Source organism: Vibrio sp. 10N.261.51.C6, from assembly GCF_041471785.1.
Classification (GTDB): Bacteria; Pseudomonadota; Gammaproteobacteria; order Enterobacterales; family Vibrionaceae; genus Vibrio; species Vibrio crassostreae_C.
Genome location: NZ_JBFRPB010000042.1, coordinates 53,464 through 74,353, shown reverse-complemented (window position 1 = coordinate 74,353; position 20,890 = coordinate 53,464). Strand labels below are relative to the sequence as shown.

Genomic DNA, 20,890 nt, shown 5'->3' with positions numbered 1-20,890 from the left:
CTCGTTATCCGATGTGATAAAGGGTGGGACATATCTAGTTTATGGAGCTTTGATTGGTGGTGTCCGTCTTCGCAACCAGTAACCAATAGCGTGCCAAAGAGCGACGACTAATATCGCCCCTAAGTATCCGTCGATTGCATAGTGCCAAGCCAAGTGAACGGAGCCGATCTGGACAATAAAAGCATAACCCCACGCCAAATATCCCAGCTTTTTGTTCAACCTAAATGCTGTCATTGCCATTAACACTGCGATAGTGACATGCAAACTAGGCATCGCAGATATTCCCGTTCCTCGGCCTCTTATGCCAGTAACATAGCTATCCCAAAGCATATCCTGCGCGGATAGCATCCAAAGTGGGAATAGATTCGCTTGCTTTAACTGGAGGTCTTGCGCTTGTAGACGTTCCATTAACCTAAGATAGAGATCTTGTTCATAGAAGTGGTGAAAGTAGGCGGGTCCCGCAGACGACAACAGCGTCGCTATGACGTTACCTAGGAGAAACCAAGATATCAAAAAGGTCAGGATAAACTGATTACGAAGTTGGTCATCTTTTCGATAGATGACGAAAAAAAGTAACATTCCCCACATCAGAAAAAACCATAAGTTGTATAAGAAGTTCATCACCAAAGTTGAAGCTGCATTTGGCAGGAAGAAGTGTGTGAGTTCCCATGGAGATACGCCAAAGTGCAACCACTTATCTAAGTGGTAAAAAGCGAGGTCTAAAGTGTAAGGATTGAAGTGCGGGATGAGTGATTTGATAAACGTGTAACTCGAAAATGAGATGTTCAAAGCGAGCATTAACAAGACAAAGTAAATGGGTTTCGAGATAGGAAATAGCAGTGATTTCACTTTTTTGATGAATCGTATAGTCGGTTTTTTTTCTCTCTTAAACAGTAAATAACAGTAATAATACGTTGCCCAGATAATAAAAGTGACATAGCAAATGGTAATTAAGACATCGATATAACTATAGATGTCATACTTCATATTATTTGGGACAAATAGGTTGATGGTTAAGGTGAGCGGAGCAATGAATGCCACGTACCATAAAATCAGTTTGTTTCTTCTAAATTCATGGAGTAGGGAAGCTAGCAAGGTTGATTGTTCTTTTCGAGGCGCGGGCTTGGCGGTGGTCGTTTCTGAATCCATATAGTCCCTCCTCAAGATTTCCAATCATGATTAAAGGTTAGTTCATCTGAGCTGTTTTTCTACTCTGGGCTTGGTCTCTGCGACAAAAATAAATGAAATAATTCCTTCCATTTTTCACAACCCGACTATACTTAATTTACGACTCAAGGCAGTCGTAAAGAATAGGCTTTTTGATTTACCTAAGTAAAAAAATTGGTTATATCCTCATTATATAGCTTAAAAATCTACCAGGCTAAACGGACTTAGTTGGTCTTAAAAGCGCTAGCTCCCCCTAGCGCTTTTTTCTTTGGTCGAGATAAATTTCGACGTATCAACAACAACCTAAAAAGAGAATCGAGTCCATTTCTTAGCTCGCCAGCGATAGGCCATGATGATTCCACGGAACCACTCGTCCATCGCGATTGCCATCCAAGCACCCAATACGCCATAACCCCAATGCACGCCAAGCAAATAGCTCATGGCAACCCCAATGCCCCACATGCTGAGAATGCCCATTTTGATCGGGAATTTAATGTCGCCAGCAGCCTTTAGACAAGAGATAAAGATAAGGTTAAATACTCGTCCAGCTTCAAGAATGATGGAACCTGCAATCAGTGCCGCCGTTAGCGCAATGATCTCTGGATCTTGCGTGAACAGATCGAGAATTTCGAAACGGAACACATACACCATGCAGGTGATCGCGGTTGACGCGATAAAGCCAACCACAAAGTAACGTTGCACGCGCTTGGTAATCTCGTCGATCCAACCCTTACCAATGTAATAGCCTGTTTGGATTTGGCTGCCTTGACCAATTGCCAGTGCAAACGCAAAAGAGAGGCGAGCGATGTTTTGTGCGTAAGTAAACGCAGCCAGTGAAGACGTACCCATTTGCACTACAAAGAAGGTAATGCTGATCTGAGCCATGTTATAAGAGAGCACTTCTCCAGCGTTCATCGAGCCGATCTTCATGATTTTTTGATAGATGGCTTTCGGCACAGATTTAAACTGCTTCACTGGTAGATAAATCCCTTTGCTTCTGACCACACCAATCAAGATCAACATTCCGATTACTTGGCTAATGACGGTCGCGGTCGCAACCCCTTGCACGCCGTATACAGGCAAACCAAAAGGTTGATATAAGGCACAGTAGTTACCGAATACGTTGATGACACCTGCAATCATATTGATCACCATCGGTGACTTTGAATAGCCATGACTGCGCAAAATAGTGGTGAGAACCACACCTATGGTTACATTGAAGGTGAGAGCACCACTGATGAACAGGTATTCTTGCGCGTACTGTTCGACTTGAGGTTCGAGTTGATAAAGCGGGATAAAATATTCAGCAACAAGAACGGCAATCACACTCAGTAGCACACCGGCAATAATGGCCAGAATGATACTTGCTACACCCACGTGAGCGCTCTCTTGAGTGCGGGAAGCACCATTGTATTGCGCGATTAGAATACCCGTACCACTGCTGACCATGGTCGAGACAATGATCAGGAAAAAGGATATCTGAGAAATAACACCAACGGCAGACACGGCTTTGTCCGAGTATCCCGATAACATGAATACATCACTGGTGTTGAGTGCGGTTCTTAAAAGAACTTCGATAAAAATTGGCCAGGTGAGCGCAACGATTCCCATACGTTTGTTTAGGGTGGAATCAGCATTAGGCATTTAGGTTTTCTCAAAAAAGGGGTAGGCGACGCTATAGTTTAGCTATTATTTAGTAAACGACTATCAAATTAATGTCCGGAAGGCTAATAAGGATAAATAAAATTCGAATAAGTCTTCAGAATTCAATATTTCAGTGAGGGTGATGAAATTTTTGAATGGGATTTCATAGCAAGAGCACTCTTTGCTTTTTGTGAGTAAAAGCTTGCCTGTGTTAGCTGAGTACAACGAACAGAGTAAAAGGATCATGGTAGGCCAAATGGTCTAAGTGCTTGTTTTTCGCTTACGTTACTTCAGATATAAAAAAGGCACTCAGCGAGAAACTGAGTGCCAAAGTCTGAAATTTATGAGGTTAGATTTTCATTGAATTTCAGAAGACAGGTATAGGTTTTTACTTACTCTGCGTCAGTAAAGAAATCGTTGTATAACATGTATAGGTGGGCAGCACTCCAAGAGAAGTTTGGAGCACCTTGTTGTTCACCGTTTAGCGGGTTGTAGTTCTCACGGATAGGACCGTCTTGTACCAAGCCATCGGCGTGGTCGAAGAATGCGCCTGCCATTTCAATCGCATCGTCACGGTAGCCGTAGCTGTCCATACCTTTTAGGCCGAAGTAGAACTGGTCTACCCATACACGTCCACGCCAGTAAATATCTGGGCCAAATGCTGGGCTAGAAAGCGCAGCTGTGCCCAGTGGAACGTAGGTGTTGAACTCTGAGGTATCTTTCATCACAGAGACCACGGCATCAGCGTGAGCTTGTGTTGCTGCACCGTTGAACAGTGGTGACCAACCCTCAGGGCCTTTACCACGTTCTACAATCGGTTTGCCTGCACAGCCATTGGCTAGTGGTTTGTCTTCAATGCGAATGTCGTAGAAGAAGTTAGTGCTCTCATCGAACATACAAGTGTTGATGTAGTTCGATAGGTGCTCTGCTTTTTCACGGAACTCTTTTGCTTCGGCGTCTTTACCTAGAATGTCAGCCATTTCTGCTAGGTACTTGTTATCGCTGTACATGTAGCTTGCTTGGTCAACCGACTCTTGTAGCAGTGAGTAGCCTAACAAGGTGCCGTCTTCCGCGCGGTTTTGAGCGAATTCAACATCCCAATCACTGCGTTTGCCGCCGTTGGCAACGTAGGCGTCTAGCTGGTCTTTATCGATGAAACCAAAGGCTGCAGCATCGTCACGGCCTGATTCCCAAGATGCAGCCGTTTGTGCCGGGCTCTCGATGTAATCGTAGTTGCCTTCTGCTACCACTTTATCCAGTGCTGCTTGGCCTACGACTGTTTCGTGCTTATCGCCACGAACCACGGTGAAGTACATTTCGCCTTCAGGTGTGTTGTGTGCTTTATCGCGTGCTGCGCCGTATTCTGGAACACCGTTGCCGTTGTTATCACGGTTGCGCAGCCACCAATCATGGTATGCCACTAGCTTTGGATACATCTCTTCTAGCCAAGCTTCGTCGCTGGTGGTCTTGTAGACTTCCATCACGGCCCATGCAGCTAGGCTTGGTTTGGTATTACGTTCGTTCCAGTTACCGCCGTCGCCGCCACGTTCTGGGCTTAGGTTGTAAGCAAGTAAGTCTGGCACGTAGCCTTCATCCCAAGGGCGAACGGCATCGTCGGCTTGGATTTGGTAAGCGAACATTGCACGGATGTTATCTTTCGCTACGTCTGGGTTGAAGTGAGCCATCGCGTAGGCTTGTTTCCATGTGTCCCAAGGCCAAGTTTGGTTGCCCGAGAACCAACGTGCCGTTACTGATGGTGTCACAGAGTCAAACTCCATCGCACCTGCAGCGCCACGCCAGTTACCGTTTAGGGTTTCCATCGCTTTAACCGCAACACGCTCTTGCTCTGGTGTCGCGTTCAGGTTGGTTAAACCCATCTCAAGATAGCCTTCCCAACGTTCTGCTGATGCGGCTAAGAAGTCGGTAGGGTTTGCCATGATCTTTTTGATTTCAGGCTGTTCCGCTTGCGCTTCTTCTGCCGTTAGAACATGCGAGTATGTGGTGTAGATAGTCGTCGATGCTTCAATGTTTGCCGTTGAAGTAAACGCTAAACCATCAACCGTGGTTTTCGTTGGAATCGACTTGTGAACTTGGTATTCAGACTCACCAGAAGTCAGTAGATCCCATGTCGAACGAACCTTACCGAAGGTCACCTTTAGGCCATCGTCGGTTGCGACGATTTGACGGTCATACTCAGGGTAAGTTTCAGCGATTGTTTTGTCGGTTTGTGCCACGCCTTCTTTGGCGTGCGTCTTTTCTAGCAGTTCACCATCCCACACTAATTCAACCGGTGAGTCGGTAGTGATTTTTGTTTCTAGCAGAGAGGTACGGTTTGAAGCAAAACGCATCGTCATTTCTACGGTCACATCGTCAGATTTTAGCGTCTGAACCAATGCGCCCGGTAGGCTATAAGCTTCCATAGTGAAAGCCACTTTTTTGCCGTCTTTGAACACGCTTAGGCGGTCGAAGTTATCAGCCATGAAGTTGATATATTCTTCGGTAAGCAGTGCTGTACCTGGGAATCCGCCCATGCCTTCTGCACTGTCTGGCAGCAGATGACCGTGCCATGCACCTAGGTCGAAGAATGGGTTAAAGCGTTGGTGGTCATCGAAGTCGTAGTCACGCATGTATTCAGGTGAGCCAGTACGGTCGATAACGTTCTTAAATTCGTTGGCTTGTAGTTGCTCTGTGTCAGAGCCTGAGCCTGAGCCAGAGATTGAGTTTGAAGCACAACCAGTAACGACAAGGGCTGCACCGATAGCGAGAGCTGCGAATGATTTATTCAGTTTCATGATCAATTCCTGTTATTACCAGTAGAAGTATTGCATTGCGAACACCTGAGCGTCGCCGATTTCAGTGTCGCTGCCTACGCCAAAGCGGCTATCGAAAGCAGTCGCAAACGCGCCGTTGCCGTATTCATACCAAACGCCAGCATTGATGTAAGAGGTGATTTCTTTGTCGCCATTGTCACCGTCAAAGTTTGCGTAGTTGTAGGCTGCAGATAGGTAAACGCCTTGTGCCGCTTCGTACCATGCACTGGTTTGAATACCAGACTCGCTACCGAAAGACTCTTGGTTGCCTTTATCTGTATCGTGCCAAACACGAGTGGCGAAGTTTTTGTACTCAGCACCCAATAGCAATAGTTCACCACCATCGTTGTTACGAACTTCACCACCACCCATTAGGGTTAAGTCGTCGGTCAGATCGTATTGAAGGTAACCATTGACCATGGCGTTCTTATCTTTCCATTGGTCTGCGAAGCTGTCGTATTTACCGAAGTGAACAAGAGCATCGTCTTCAGAGAAGTCAGACTCTGGCGCGAAAGAAACGCTGTAGCGAAGCTTGCCTTCTAGGTTTTGAATCTTCACACCAAGGTGCACGTCTCGCGTGTTTGAGATCGCGTAGCCGTATTCAACCGTAGGGTCACCCCACCATTGAACGTCATCTAATGAAGAGTCCATACGACCAATCATGAATTCTGTTTTGTTATCTGTGCGGTAGCCAGCGTAAAAGCGGTTGAAACCACCTTCAAAGCCGCCCCAGCCGTGGCCCGTTGCCCAAGCATTGCCTTCGTCGTCGGCTTGTACTGTCCAGCCTTCCATATAAGCAAGACCAAACCAATTACCGTGCTCGATAGCCAAGCCAGCTTCAATGTAAGTACCGTCTGCGTAGCGGCCTTTATCATCACCTTCGAGTGCCACGTGACCACCAAGGCCAAGCTCACCATAAAAGTTAAATAGGGTTTCAGTTTCTGTCTGAGGAGGCTGAGTATCACTGTGGTTTGCTGCGGACTCTTCCGCGTGGGCAGTGGTACTTAAGGCAGCAAGAATACAGCTTGTAATAAGAGTGTTTTTAGTAAAACTACTTTTCATTTTAATCACTTCTGTGTCGGGGTTATAAATGAAGGTTCGCAAGCAGTTCTGACTTCTAATATGGGGTGCTCTTCAAGGCGTATTGGTCAGGTTACTTACGATCGCAAAACCAATATTAATGATAATTTTGATGTTTAAAATTAATTAAGTTTAAAAGTGTGATCTATTTTTAGTAAATATTTACTTTGTTTTTATTTTGACTTTCAGTTGAATTTGCAGAGGTATGGCTAGGGTTGTAAGTATTCGGGAGGTGAATTGTTTGATGGGTGGTTAGATTGTTGGTTCGAATGTTTTGATTCTTGAATGGCTTTGATTTAATCGAGATGGTTAGTGGAAATGTACCGACAAATAAAAAGGCACTCACCAAATGTGAGTGCCTGAAGTTTAAGTCAGAGTGCCCGAAGTTTAAATCAGAGTGCAGGGTAAACTAAGCGTTCGCCGGTTCAGGTTTTGCTTCTAGTTTTTTCTCTTCTGGAGATAAGCTTTTTTCATATTTTCCGTACTTCCACCACGCGTAGCCAAGGAAGATAACAATCCCGCCCACGTTGTAGAAGATGATGGTCATGATGTCAGCACCTGTTGGGAAGGTTGACGCAAAGAAGCCAACAGTGAAAATGCCGATCAGAATCGAGACCACGGTAATGCCTGTCATACGTGAGCCCATTCTGAAATCACGAGGTAAGTGATCCAACTTCAAACGTAAATTAAGGTACGCGATCATGATGAATAGCGGTGGCAACATCGATGCTGCAGCTGTCATGTTGATAATGGTACTCATCAGATCTTGAACCGTATCGGACGCCAGTGTCGGAATGAACATCAGTGGAATCACAATCAAGAACTGAATCCAAGCCGCACGCTCTGGAACGCCTTGTTTGTTTAGAGCGACCGTTTTCTCACCGAAGATACCTTTAGGGATTTCAGAGAAGAAAATCTTAACGGGTGTTGCCGTCCACATCAGCAGAGAGCCCAGCATCGCCGTGAATGAAACCACACCAACGAAACGGTTCATCAAGATTTCAGACAGGCCAAAGTGTCTTGCTAGCCCTTCAAATACCTGAACTGAGCCGCCTGTGAATTTAAGCTCTTCACGCGAAACAAACACGTTTGCTAACACAGATCCTACCGAGTAAAGCGCACCGATGAAGATACCGGCAATGATGATGACTTTAACGAAAGACTTGTGACCGCCTTTGATGTCGTTAACGTAAACCGCGACCGATTCTGCACCGCCTGCCGCCATGAAGATCCAAGTGATTACGCCAAGGAATGCCCAGTTGAAGCTTGGTGTCATGGCTTCAATGGTGATTGGGTCAGCTGGCTCGATACCGCCTACCAAAGCACCGCCAGATAGCAAGATGTAAGACATCGTTAGCAGCAGCATCAGTGATGATGTTAGTGAGGTGATAGGGCCCAGTAATTTCGCACCGTTATTCGAGATATGAGTCGCGACCGCAAACAAAATAGTACTTAGAATTGCGGTGGTCATTGGCGTGAATATGTACTCAAAACCTAAGAACGCATACGACGCGTAAGCGATGATTCTAGGGAGCAGAGAGGTGAAGAAGAACAGGTTAACAAACCAGTAGGTGTAAGCTGAAATAAACGCCCAGCGGCCGCCTAGAGAGCTTTTAACCCAAGAGTAAACACCCGCTTCAGAGTCTTTATTCAGTGACACAAACTCTGCAACGATCAAACAAAATGGCACAAAGTAAAAGATGGTTGCTAGAAAGAACATCGGAGCTGAGGAAAGGCCGATCTCGATGTTGTTATTAATGATGTTATTGAAGCTGTATACCGCCGCGAAGGTCATAGACAGTAGGGCAAATTTGCCTATCGTACTGCGTTTATTTTCGGACATGATGTTCTCCGGTGAATCACGTTGATGATCGTTATAACTTGGTCCTAGAGAGGGAAGCTCTAGGCCGCACTTTTATTGTTATGTTGGTTTGGCAAACACCCGCTTTGTTTTGTCAGGGTTGGCTCATTGTTGTTTTTATAGATTTACGATCGGACTTCTTTGGGCTTTTTCTCTCTGGTGTTTCAGTAAAGTTATTACCAAAATAAAGAGTTAAAGATTAAGAAGTTCATTGAAGAGATTGCTTGTTTCATGAGCGACGATTTATAGGGCTTGTAGGGGTTTTTTGCCGCTTTTTTTATATGAATCAGTTTGTCTCTTCAGCAAGAAGATTAAAGATTAAGCGGCGGGAAGTTAATCGAAATTGATCAAATATGTGACCTTGAGTAAATAAATTTAGTTAATATTTTACCTTGGTTTTTGTAGCTGTTTTATTTAGCTATTTATGGGTGTTTATGAGAGGTTTACACTTGACGGAATGGCGTTTTTATTATTGTTGGTTGGTTTTTAATTTGTTGATTTAAATAGAAAAAAGCGCCGTATTAGGCGCTTTTTTTATAAATGCTGAAGGTTAACTCAGGTTACGACTGCTTAGCCGTTTCTAGCTTAGTTTCTTTGCCTGCTTGCTTCTTTTCAAAGCGAGAGATCCACCACCATGCAATGCCAGAGAATACCGCTGTCATAAATACGTTGATGAAGAAGGCTTGAACTAGGTCTACACCTGTTGGGAAAGCTGACGCTGTCATGCTCACAACGAAGATAGTAATCAGAACAGAAACCACTGCCATACCTTGAGTGCGAGTACCCATACGGAAATCACGCGGTGTATCGTCATGCTTCAAGCGGAACACAAAGTACGCCACCATGATGAAAATAGGCGGTAGCATTGCGGTACCCGCTGTTAGGTTGATTGCTGTGTTCATCATGTCTTGTACTGATTCAGACCCGAAGCCGTTAACCACAAGCATCACGAATACGAACGCAAACTGCCACCATGCTGCACGAACTGGAACACCATGTTCGTTTAGCTCTGTTGTCTTCTCGCCGTAAACGCCTTTCGGAATTTCAGAGAAGTGGATTTTAACTGGTGCTGCTGTCCACATCATCATTGAGCCAAACATAGCAACGAACAGAACGATACCAACGAAGCGACCTGTCATAGATTCAGAGATGTTGAAGAACTGAGCCATACCAGTGAAGATTTCAACCATACCACCTGCGTACGTTAGGTCTTCACGAGCAACGAACACGTTTACCAGTAGTGAGCCAATAGCGTACATAGAACCGATAGCGATACCCGCACCGATGATTACTTTAATGAAAGACTTATGGCCACCTTTCACATCGTTTAGGTAAGCCGCCGCTGTTTCTGCACCGCCAGCTGCTTGGAAGATCCAACACATAATGCCCAGTGTCGCCCAGTTAATGGTCGGAGACATAGCTTGAAGCGTGATTGGTTCAGCAGGTACGTGGTCGCCGCCTAGCGCCATTAGTGCGCCGATAACGTAGATTGCGAATAGTGCGAATACACCGTAAGCCACGATTTCAGAGATCTTGCCTAGCCAGCTCGCACCCTTAGTCGAAATGTGGGTTGCTGCAGCAAACAGAACAATCGAGATCACCGAAGTCACTAGCGGAGAGAAGGCGTATTCGTAACCCAGCATCGCGTAAGAGGCGTAAGCAATGACGTTTGGTAGCAGAGATACAAACCAGAATAGGTTTACGAACCAGTATAAAAATGAGCCTAAGTAAGCAGCTTTAGAACCGAGTGGTTTTTTAAGCCAGTCATACATGCCTGACTCAGAATTCTTATTTGCTGATACGAATTCAGCAATAATGAATACGAACGGAATGAAGTAAATAAGGGTCGCAAGCAAAAAGATAGGAGCAGAACTTAATCCCAATTCGATGTTGTTGTTTACGATGTTGCGAACGTTAAATACCGCTGCAAATGTCATGGAAAGCAGGGCAAATTTGCCTAACTTACCGCGTACAGATTCAGACATAGTGTCCTCCGAGGAATCACGTAATTATAGTCGTTATTTCTCAATGCTTCCTTGTAGGGAGGAAGCATTGAGGCTTTGTTCAGTATGCTCGAGCCTTGAACGGCAAGGCTCGTTACATACTGTGAATAGATAGGGTTGTTGTTATTTATTGAGGAAGTAACCGTCTTCAATGGTCACTTTCAGTACCACTTTGCGAACTCGGTTATCACCGTGGAAACGATAAGCCTGGTTGTTGTCAAAGATCGCCACTTGGCCTTCAACTAGCTCACGAGTTTCGCCATTACCCATCAGGTGTTCGCGGTCGGTTTCATCGCTATAAGCTTGGATCTGCTCTAGCTCTGATTTCGCTGCGAACTCAACCGTTTCACGGCCTTCTAGGTAGTAATGCACATCGAAGTAACGACGATTACCGGTGAAGTTTTCTGTGTTGCGAGCCACGCCGTCTTCAATCATGTAAGCCAGTGAGTCACCAATTGAATACATCACGCCATCTTTGATGTTGCCGATGTTTTCAATCGCTTCTACGCAGCGTTGCCATTTACGACCATCGCGGTAGACGACTTTAAATTGTTCTAAGTTCTCTAAAACGATCATCGTTTATGCCTCGTTCAGTTGTGGTTGAGCTTTTGGAGCATTCGCCGTAAAAAACTCATCGCCAAAGTTGTGATTGATTAGGTGCTGTGCGTCGCAATCGCCTGCTTGGAATGGAATCAGAGTTAAGCCGTAGCGGAACTCGTCCATGTACACGCGGTAAGAGTCGAGCACTTCGCTGCCCCAAGAGTTAGAGCCTAAGCCCATCACTTGGTGATCTAGGTTTAACGTGATGTAACCGCTTTTCTCTAGCTCAATGGTGTGTTGTGCTTGGTGCAGGTTTTGGTTGGTGTAGAACCATGCGCTGAAGTTGATTTCTTGCTGTGGTTTTACTGCAATACCATTACCCGCGCGGCTTGAAAGCGCAGCCCAACGAACGTGTTGGCGGTTGCCGTTGTTCTGTGGGAACGGGTAGTTCTCGAACATGTCTGCAACGGTTGATTGGTACACATCAATCATGTTGGCTTGCTTGCTGTCTTGGTAGTTCTCTTCAGGGCCGCGTCCGTAATATTGGACTTGGTCGAAGTCGCCGTTAATGCCCATGTCGAAACCAATCACTGGAATCACGTGAGGGTAATCACCGTAACGTTCGCCACTTAGCTCAACGTTCAGTTGACCTTCAGCACTGATTTGGTAGCGATACTCACAACGCATGCCGAAATCAAATACCGGTGGAGCAACGATGCTGGTGGTGGTGATCTCTACCTTGCCGTTAACTTGCTCAACGTTTAGCGTGCGGAAGTGCTCTTGCATGATCTGTAGGTGTGCAGGCTCCCAGTAACCATCGTGCTCTTGTTTATGGTTATCGATCATTGGCTTGAAGAAGTTGATTCGTGGTTCTGACTTAATCATCTCTTCGCCATTGACCAACCATGACGTCAGCTTGCCGTTCACTTTCGAGAAGTTCAGTGCGAAGTTATGGCCTTTGATTAGGTAAGCGAGACGAGACTCTTCAACATTCAGTGCCGTTGCATTATTGTTGGTGAAGGCCTCTAGCTGTGCTGTATTCTCTTTCACTTGGAATTGGTACACCGCGATGTCGTGGTTCGCTTCGCTGTAAGGCGTGCGAGAATCTTTGCGCACAGTAAAGTTCACAAATACTTCGCGCTCATCAAGCTCTGGCAAGTTAAGTGTCAGTTCGCGGCTAGAGTTTTCAGCCAACTCTTCAACCTTGATGTGTTGTACTGCAATGGTTTCGCCTTCAGCACGAACTTCTGCAGTGATGGTGTAGTCATCGATGTTTGAGAACCACAGCTTGTTATCAACGGTGAAGGTGCCGTCTTCTGAATTGAAGTCGCGGATCTTCACTGGTGCGATAACCTGTTTGTACTCTTTTAAGCCTGGGCCCGGTGTTTGGTCTGGGTAGATCAAACCGTCCATGCAGAAGTTGTAGTTGTTCGGGTAGTCACCGTAGTCACCGCCGTACTTATAGAACTCAGTACCCGCTTCATCACGAGCTAAGATTCCGTGATCACACCATTCCCAAACGTAGTGACCTTGAATTGCATCATGCTTGTAGAACACGTTTTGGTATTCAGTTAAGCCGCCTGGGCCGTTACCCATTGCGTGTGCGTATTCACAGATAATGCGTGGCTTTTCGTGTGGGTACTCGCCGAAGGCATTCATCAGTTGAGCACGTGAGTACATGGTAGAGATAACATCAACCACTTCTGCATCACGGTCTTCTTCGTAGTGAACCAGACGTGTGTCATCAATCGCTTTTGCTGCATCGTACATAGCACGGATGTTGCAGCCGTAGCCTGACTCATTGCCTAGTGACCACATGATGATAGAAGGGTGGTTCTTCTGAGCGTGGATATGACGTTCGATACGTTCAACAAACACAGCTTCCCAAGCAGTATCGTTAGTGATGCGGCTTAAGTCGCCAACGTTAGCAAAACCGTGTGTTTCGACATCGGTTTCGCCCATAACAAATAGGCCGTAGATATCACATAGCTCGTAGAAGCGAGGGTCGTTCGGGTAGTGCGCGGTACGTACTGAGTTGATGTTGTGTTGCTTCATCAATACTAGGTCTTTCTCAACGCGATCCATGCCCACAGCACGACCTTTCAGGTGGTCGTTGTCGTGACGGTTTACACCATGCAGCATCACGTATTTGTTGTTGATGTAGAACAGACCATCGCGAACTTTAATGTCTCGGAAACCAACGCGCTGTGGAATCACTTCTAGCACTTCGCCGTCTGTGTCTTTTAGCGTCAGCAACAGTTGGTAAAGGTATGGGTTTTCAGCATTCCATTGAACAGGGTTCACGACATCGATAGAGAATTGAGTGTTCGCATTGCCGCCAGTCTGTTGGTTAGGAACAGTTAAGTTATCTACTGAGCCTTGGGAGATAACTTGGCTGCCATCAAGCAATGCGTACTCAAGAGTTGCGTTAGTCGCTGCTGCTAGGTTTTCTAGAGCAACGTTGCACGAAAGGGTCGCGCTTTGGTAAGCGTCGTCAAAATCAGTACGAACCATTAGGTCTTGAACGTGAAGTTGTTCTTTACCAACAAGGTAAACATCACGGAAGATGCCGCCTGTCCACCACATGTCTTGGTCTTCAATGTAGGTGGAGTCTGCCCACTGCATCACGCGAATAGAAAGTAGGTTGTTGCCCGCTTTTACGTGGCTAGAGATATCGAATTCAGCGGTTAGGCGGCTGCCCTTGCTGAAACCAACGTACTCACCATTTACGTAAACTTCGAAGTAGGTCTCTACGCCATCGAATTTAATAATGGTTTGTTTCTCGTTCCAGCTGTCGCCAAGGAAGAACGAACGTTGGTATGCGCCTGTCGGGTTATCTGACGGTACGAAAGGTACATCAATTGGGAATGGGAAACCTTCATCTGTGTACTGAAGATCGCCGTGGCCTTCCATCTGCCACATATTTGGCACCGTAATGTGGCCCCAATCGCTCATCTCTTGAGAGTAAAACTCTTCAGGAACCAAGAGCGGGTTAGTGAAGTAGCTGAAATTCCATTGACCACTTAGTAGTTGGAAGTGGCTGCTTAGTTCACGTTGAAATGTTTTAGCGGTTTTTTCTGATGCGTATGAGAAGAAGTAAGCACGTGGTGCCATACGGTTCTCATGTAAGTTCAGGAAGTTTTCCCAGTTGTTCACGTTGCCTCTCTCTCGGTCTGAATGCAGTTTGCTGACCGACGTTCTTATGCGTAATTGGGTCGTAGTGAATACGAGTATTTTTGGATTGAGGTAATTATTAGTAAAAGTTTTACTAAATGAAATTGGTGAAAACGTTTTACTTTAACTTCATCACGTTTTTTATGGTCTTTTTACGGTGCTGTGTGATCCACTTAAAAGAATGCTATTGGCTGATTTATGTAGCAGATTAAAGAGGGGGATACGTGGAGATTGATGTATGTGACGGGCACAAAAAAGGCCACCTTCAACAAAGGTAGCCTTTATTTATCTACTTGATATATTTAATTATTTTGTTGTATCGCGCAGCTTGAGTTTGCTTGGTACATAGACACGTAGTGGGATGGTTCGGCCGTCGCGTACTTTTTCAATCAGCAGGTTAACGCCTTGAATTCCCATCAGTTCAGAGTGAATACGAACCGTTGATAAAGATGGGAAGGTAAATTTAGCTGTTGGGATGTCGTTTACACTGATCAGCGCAATATCTTCAGGGATGTTTAATCCGTGCTCATGAACTGCTCGTAAAACGCCAATTGCGATGGAATCTGACGCAATAAACATGGCTTTAGGGTAGTCGCCCGTCGCGAGCATCTGTTTTGCAAGCTTGTAACCTGATGAGCTAGAGAAGTCACCACGGTAGATGTCTTGCTCACTGACAACGTTCTTGAGGCCACCATATTCAGCAAAAGCGACTTCACGAATATCAGGGGTATTGACGTCGTCTTGGCCACCAATAAAGCCGATGCGCTCATAGCCTTGGTTGATAAAGAAGTTGGTGATCTCTTTGCTGATCAAAGCCAGGTCGATATCGACAGAGTCATAAGGTTCTGAGTGATCGGTAAAATCGACATAACAGATATTATCGCTCAGCTTTTTAGCTTGCTCGATAACCTCTGGTGTCATTCTACCCACCAACAAAACACCTGTGATTGGTGCTGAATTGATCTGTATTTTACTTTCATAACAGTTGGTTAGCTTAACTTCCATCTTTTCACATTGGGTTTCAATCCCGTGGCGAATCGATAGATAGTAAGGGTCGTTAACCTCAGCTTCTTGCTTGTAGTTATACAGTGCTAGGAAGTGATGGTTTTGTTTTTTACTGCTAACGGTTTTTCGTGAGCTGCTGGTTTTGTATTCCAACTTCTCTGCAATTTCAAAGATACGCCTTTTGGTCTCTTCCTTGACGCTTAATGTTGGATCTTCATTGAGAACCCTTGAAACTGTAGCCAATGATACATTCGCTTCAGTCGCGATATCTTTTAACGTTGCCATACTCACTTCCTGTTATTGGAACATTGCGCTGCTTTGAAATTGGTATTTAGTAAAAAAGCAATGCACCTCTTTATTCTACAGACCTATTGTAATCAAACTGGACGTCATTGCATTAACTTTTAGTAAAATAAATGCTCAACTCATCTGTGATGTCTCAAATCTAACTGTCTATAATTATCTTATTAAAATTCAATAAATTAGAGGTTAACAGCTATACGTTCTCTCTATGTCATGATCAGTTCCAATGATGAAAGTTAGTGTAAACGTTTACACTTCGTGGTTTTGATCACAGAATTATAGTCAAAATGGCTGCTACTATTTCTGACATACGGTGCTACTGAGCTGAATGTCAGTTCGAGTTAGCCCACGAATGACGACAAAGAGAGGTTGATTGTGAAAGTACTGGTTACGGGCGGCATAGGTTACATCGGAAGTCATACATGCATTCAAATGATACAGGCAGGTATGGAGCCGATCATTGTTGATAACCTTTGCAACAGCAAAGAGCTAGTGCTGGAACGGATCGAATCGTTAACTGGCAAGCGACCAACGTTTTATCTTGGCGACATTCGTGACCAATCTTTTTTAGATCGCGTGTTTTCAGAAAATGATATCCAAGCGGTGATTCACTTTGCTGGCCTGAAAGCGGTAGGGGAGTCGGTGGCTAAGCCTTTGGAATATTACGATAACAACGTCAATGGTTCACTGGTGTTAGCTCGAAGCATGAAGAAAGCGGGCGTGAAAAGCATCGTATTTAGTTCTTCGGCTACCGTTTACGGTGATCCAGAAGTAGTGCCGATTACTGAAACTTCACCAACTGGCGCGACAACTAACCCTTATGGTCGCAGCAAATATATGGTGGAAGAGTGCTTGAGCGATCTGTTCAACGCGGAGAACGACTGGAGCGTCACTTTACTGCGTTACTTCAATCCAGTTGGCGCACATCCATCGGGCACTATGGGTGAAGACCCACAAGGTATCCCAAATAATTTAATGCCGTTTATTGCTCAAGTAGCCGTCGGTCGCCGTGAAAAACTGGCTGTTTTTGGAAACGATTACCCAACAGTCGATGGCACAGGCGTTCGTGACTATATTCATGTAATGGATTTGGCTGATGGCCACGTAGCAGCATTAAAAGCCGTGGGCGAGAAAGCGGGCTTACACATTTACAACCTAGGTACGGGCAAAGGCTCAAGTGTACTCGAGATGGTTGAAGCCTTCGCACAAGCATCGGGCAAACCGGTTCCTTATGAACTTTGCCCACGCCGCGCAGGTGACATTGCCGAATGTTGGGCAAGTACTGAAAAAGCAGAGCGCGAGCTTGGCTGGAAGGCGACGCGTAGCGTGATGGAGATGACGGCGGATACATGGAATTGGCAGTCGAATAACCCACAAGGTTACTAAAGAACTTTTAAGCTATTGAAAAAATAGAGATTCCAGATATCTCGTGCCTTTATTCTGGAATGACGGATGAGCATAAGGCTATGAAGTGGTGGCCTTTGCACAAATAGCACAACGAGATTACACGTCATTCCCTACAGCGAGGCACGAGCGTGATAGGGAATCTCCTTGTAGAAGAATTATTCATCTTGGTGAATTGACCAAGACACAAAATTTGAGAGCAATCTAAACATGTCAAAAGTTGAATTTAACCCAGTAGACCACCCGCATCGTCGTTATAACCCATTAACGGGTCAGTGGATCTTAGTATCACCGCACCGAGCAAAACGTCCTTGGAGTGGCCAAGATGAAAAACCATCGACTGCGCAGCTTCCTGCGTATGAGAAAGAGTGTTTCTTGTGCCCAACCAATACGCGTATCTCGGGCGACGAAAACCCAGATTACGACGGCACTTACGTATTCAGTAATGATTTCGCGGCCTTGATGCCCGATTCGCCTGACGCTCCAGAGTCTGAAAACCCTCTATTCAAGACTCAAGGTGTTCGCGGGTTGAGCCGCGTGATCTGTTTTTCTCCGGACCACAGCAAAACGCTGCCAGAGTTACCAGTAAACAAGATTCGCGGTGTTATCGACACATGGAATGAACAGATTGAAGAGCTAGGTAAAGACTACCTATGGGTTCAAGCGTTTGAAAACAAAGGCGAGACCATGGGCTGCTCTCAGCCACATCCACACGGTCAAATCTGGGCAAACAGCTTTTTGCCCAACGAGATTGAACGCAAAGAGAAATTGTTAAAAGAGTACTTCGAACAACAAGGTTCGAATCTTTTAGTGGATTACGTTGAAGCTGAAATGAAAGACGGCTCTCGCACTGTGGTTGAAACTGAACATTGGATTGCGGTGGTGCCTTACTGGGCGGCGTGGCCATTTGAAACCATGTTGCTACCAAAAACGCACATTCGCCGTATGAGCGAACTGACTGACGAGCAGCGTGATGATTTAGCGCTTGCGATTAAGAAGCTGACCAGTCGTTACGACAACTTGTTCCAATGCTCATTCCCGTACTCAATGGGTTGGCACTATGCGCCGTTCTTTGAAGAAGGCACGGACATCGATCACTGGCAACTGCATGCGTTGTTCTACCCGCCATTGCTACGTAGTGCTTCGGTTCGCAAGTTCATGGTCGGCTACGAAATGTTGGCTGAGTCTCAGCGTGATTTAACCGCAGAACAAGCAGCGCAGCGTCTGCGTGATTTGAGTGACGTTCACTATAAAGAGCAGTAATACGTTGCTTCGTAGATAACAAGCGAGATTCCTGATATCTCGTCCCTCGATTCTGGAATGACGGCAGGTGAAAGGCTGATGTTGTCATTCCCTACCGTGAGAGACGAATGAGATAGGGAATCTAAAAGAATTAAAGTGGTGCCGTGAAGGGGCCATAACCAATTGAACAAAGAGTTTAACCAGAGAGTTTACTTATGTCTGACCTAATCCAAAACGTGAAAGCATCTTTTGAGCAAGTCCTTGGTTACCAAGCGACTCATATTATCCAAGCACCAGGTCGTGTGAACCTGATCGGCGAGCACACTGACTACAACGATGGTTTTGTTCTACCGTGTGCCATTAACTACCAAACGGTAGTCGCCGCGGCTAAGCGTGACGACAACATTGTTCGCGTAGTATCAGTGGACTACGGTAATGCAGTCGATGAGTTCGATTTAACTCAAGAGATCACATTCCAACAAGACAAGATGTGGGCTAACTACATTCGTGGTGTGGTGAAGTGCTTAAAAGGTCGCGGCTTTGAATTTACAGGTGCAGACATCTCTGTAACGGGCAACGTGCCTCAAGGTGCAGGTTTAAGTTCTTCTGCGGCGCTGGAAGTGGTGATTGGTCAAACATTCAAGGTGCTTTATAACCTAGAGATCAGCCAAGCTGAAGTGGCGCTAAATGGTCAGCAGGCCGAAAACGAATTTGTGGGCTGTAACTGCGGCATCATGGACCAAATGATCTCTGCAGAAGGTCGTGCAAACCACGCGATGCTATTGGATTGTCGTAGCCTAGAGACTCAAGCAGTTTCTATGCCAGAAGATATGGCTGTGGTTATCATCAACTCAAACAAGAAACGCGGCTTAGTCGACAGCGAATACAACACACGTCGTGAACAGTGTGAAGAAGCGGCGCGCATCTTTGGTGTTCCGGCACTTCGTGATGTGACCATTGAGCAGTTCAAAGCGAAAGAGTCTGAGTTAGATGAAATGGTCGCGAAACGTGCTCGTCACGTGATTACTGAAAATGACCGTACTGTTGAAGCGGCTCAAGCTCTGCGCACTCATGATATGAAACGCATGGGTGAGTTGATGGCTGAATCGCATGCATCAATGCGTGATGATTTTGAAATCACGGTGAAAGAAATCGATACGCTGGTTGATATGGTCAAAGAAGTGATCGGTGAGCAAGGTGGCGTGCGTATGACTGGCGGTGGTTTCGGTGGTTGTATTGTGGCATTGGTTCCACCTGCATTGGTTGATGAAATCAAAACAACCGTTGAGCAGAAATATCAAGCGGCGACGGGTCTAAAAGAATCTATTTATGTGTGCCAAGCGAAAGACGGAGCAGGCTTAGTTGAAGTAATCTAACGGCTTCGAGATTTAATATAGAGCTTACCAAGTAAAAAGATCATGGTAGGCCAAATGCTAAAGCCTTTACTTCAGGTAGAGGCTTTTTACTGGCACTAGAAGGAATTTAGAATGACACAAGAGCAAAACCTGCATCAATCCATGACGCAGACTCCTGCCTATGATGGCCAACCCGCTCAGTTAGTGACGCTATCAAATACGCATGGCATGCAAGTGACATTCATGGATATTGGTGCAACATGGTTGAGCTGTATCCTGCCAGTAAAAGGAAACAAAAGAGAAGTTTTGTTGGGTGTTAACTCAATGGAGAACTTCGATAAACAAGCCAGCTATATGGGCACAACTGTTGGCCGTTATGCTAACCGCATTGCTAATGGTCGTTTCAAAATTGATGGTCAGAATTACAAGCTGGAAACCAACCAAGCGGGCAATACCTTACATGGTGGCCCGAACGGATTTGATAAACGCCGTTGGAATATTGCCGAGCAAACCGAAACGTCAGTGGTGTTTACTCTTGAGTCTGCTGATGGCGACCAAGGATTCCCGGGGAATTTGAATGTGTCGGTACGTTATGACATCACCGAAGACAATCGAGTTTCCATTAATTACTCTGCAACCACAGACAAGCCGACTGTAGTCAACCTAACGAATCATGCGTACTTCAATCTACTTGGCGCTGAAGCTGGACACGATTGTTTGTCACACATTGTCAGTATCAATGCTAATCAGTTCTTACCGACCAATTCGGTGGGTATTCCGTTAGGTAACCTTAAATCAGTGAAATCGACCAGCTTTGACTTCAATCAGCCTATGATGATCTCAGAGCGTTTGTTGGGCGATGAACAGCAGAAAGCAGCAAAGGGTTACGACCACTCTTTCTTATTGGCTGATGGCTGCAAACGCACTCAATGCGCCGCGACCGTAACCTCACCGGATGCGCTCGTCACACTAAAAGTATTTTCAACCAAACCTGCGATGCAGCTATACACCGGAAACTGGCTTGGTGGCACACCAAACCGAAGTGGTGGCAGCTATGAAGACTACGCTGGTTTGGCGCTAGAAACCCAGTTCTTACCTGACTCTCCTAACCACCCAGAGTGGAAGCAGGACAGTTGTATTCTCAAGCCTGAACAAGAATATAACTACAGTACCTGTTACCAGTTTGAATTTTCGGGGGATTCTTCAAACTAGTACGCTCTAGCTCAAAGCGGTTACGTCAATATCTTTTGTTTGTGAATAGGACGATGTGAATTATCGCGTTGTTCTTGGGGGATGAGCAAA

General features: G+C 45.6%; 13 protein-coding genes. 4 read left to right on the top strand and 9 right to left on the bottom strand.

The features are described from left to right. Positions 1-39 precede the first annotated feature (39 nt). The 9 genes from AB4375_RS12095 to ebgR form a co-directional block, all read right to left on the bottom strand. On the bottom strand, positions 40-1,149 hold the full coding sequence (locus tag AB4375_RS12095) for a phosphatase PAP2 family protein (protein ID WP_017069521.1): 1,110 nt from the start codon (positions 1,147-1,149) through the stop codon (positions 40-42). Positions 1,150-1,470: 321 nt separating this feature from the next. Further along, on the bottom strand, positions 1,471-2,811 hold the full coding sequence (locus AB4375_RS12090; protein WP_017060807.1) for an MATE family efflux transporter: 1,341 nt from the start codon (positions 2,809-2,811) through the stop codon (positions 1,471-1,473). A 392-nt stretch (positions 2,812-3,203) separates the two neighbouring features. Beyond that, positions 3,204-5,603, bottom strand: coding sequence for an alpha-glucosidase (gene ygjK, locus AB4375_RS12085; protein WP_372051674.1), 2,400 nt, complete (start codon positions 5,601-5,603; stop codon positions 3,204-3,206). A 15-nt stretch (positions 5,604-5,618) separates the two neighbouring features. Then, complete coding sequence (ygjJ, locus tag AB4375_RS12080; protein WP_004734431.1) at positions 5,619-6,683, bottom strand: protein YgjJ; 1,065 nt, start codon at positions 6,681-6,683, stop codon at positions 5,619-5,621. A gap of 427 nt (positions 6,684-7,110) precedes the next feature. Next, positions 7,111-8,544 (bottom strand): amino acid permease, encoded by a 1,434-nt coding sequence (locus tag AB4375_RS12075; RefSeq protein ID WP_017069519.1) that lies wholly within the window; start codon positions 8,542-8,544, stop codon positions 7,111-7,113. Between the two features lie 578 nt (positions 8,545-9,122). Then, positions 9,123-10,547 (bottom strand): amino acid permease, encoded by a 1,425-nt coding sequence (locus AB4375_RS12070; protein WP_372051673.1) that lies wholly within the window; start codon positions 10,545-10,547, stop codon positions 9,123-9,125. Between the two features lie 141 nt (positions 10,548-10,688). Further along, positions 10,689-11,141, bottom strand: a complete 453-nt coding sequence (locus AB4375_RS12065; protein WP_128159590.1) for a beta-galactosidase subunit beta — start codon at positions 11,139-11,141, stop codon at positions 10,689-10,691. A gap of 3 nt (positions 11,142-11,144) precedes the next feature. Next, the gene (gene ebgA, locus AB4375_RS12060; protein ID WP_372051671.1) at positions 11,145-14,261 is read right to left on the bottom strand and encodes a beta-galactosidase subunit alpha; all 3,117 of its coding nucleotides are present in this window, start codon (positions 14,259-14,261) and stop codon (positions 11,145-11,147) included. A 324-nt stretch (positions 14,262-14,585) separates the two neighbouring features. Next, positions 14,586-15,569, bottom strand: coding sequence for a transcriptional regulator EbgR (gene ebgR, locus AB4375_RS12055; protein ID WP_017069515.1), 984 nt, complete (start codon positions 15,567-15,569; stop codon positions 14,586-14,588). A 393-nt stretch (positions 15,570-15,962) separates the two neighbouring features. On the opposite strand from ebgR, the gene galE reads away from it, so the two are divergent. From galE to galM, 4 genes are all read left to right on the top strand, one after another. Beyond that, positions 15,963-16,973: a UDP-glucose 4-epimerase GalE gene (gene galE, locus AB4375_RS12050; protein ID WP_372051670.1), complete on the top strand. Its 1,011-nt coding sequence runs from the start codon at positions 15,963-15,965 to the stop codon at positions 16,971-16,973. Positions 16,974-17,201: 228 nt separating this feature from the next. Further along, positions 17,202-18,254: a UDP-glucose--hexose-1-phosphate uridylyltransferase gene (locus tag AB4375_RS12045; protein WP_017069513.1), complete on the top strand. Its 1,053-nt coding sequence runs from the start codon at positions 17,202-17,204 to the stop codon at positions 18,252-18,254. A 194-nt stretch (positions 18,255-18,448) separates the two neighbouring features. Further along, on the top strand, positions 18,449-19,609 hold the full coding sequence (galK, locus tag AB4375_RS12040; protein ID WP_048612261.1) for a galactokinase: 1,161 nt from the start codon (positions 18,449-18,451) through the stop codon (positions 19,607-19,609). A 111-nt stretch (positions 19,610-19,720) separates the two neighbouring features. Beyond that, on the top strand, positions 19,721-20,800 hold the full coding sequence (galM, locus tag AB4375_RS12035) for a galactose-1-epimerase (protein ID WP_061038698.1): 1,080 nt from the start codon (positions 19,721-19,723) through the stop codon (positions 20,798-20,800). Positions 20,801-20,890 lie beyond the last annotated feature (90 nt).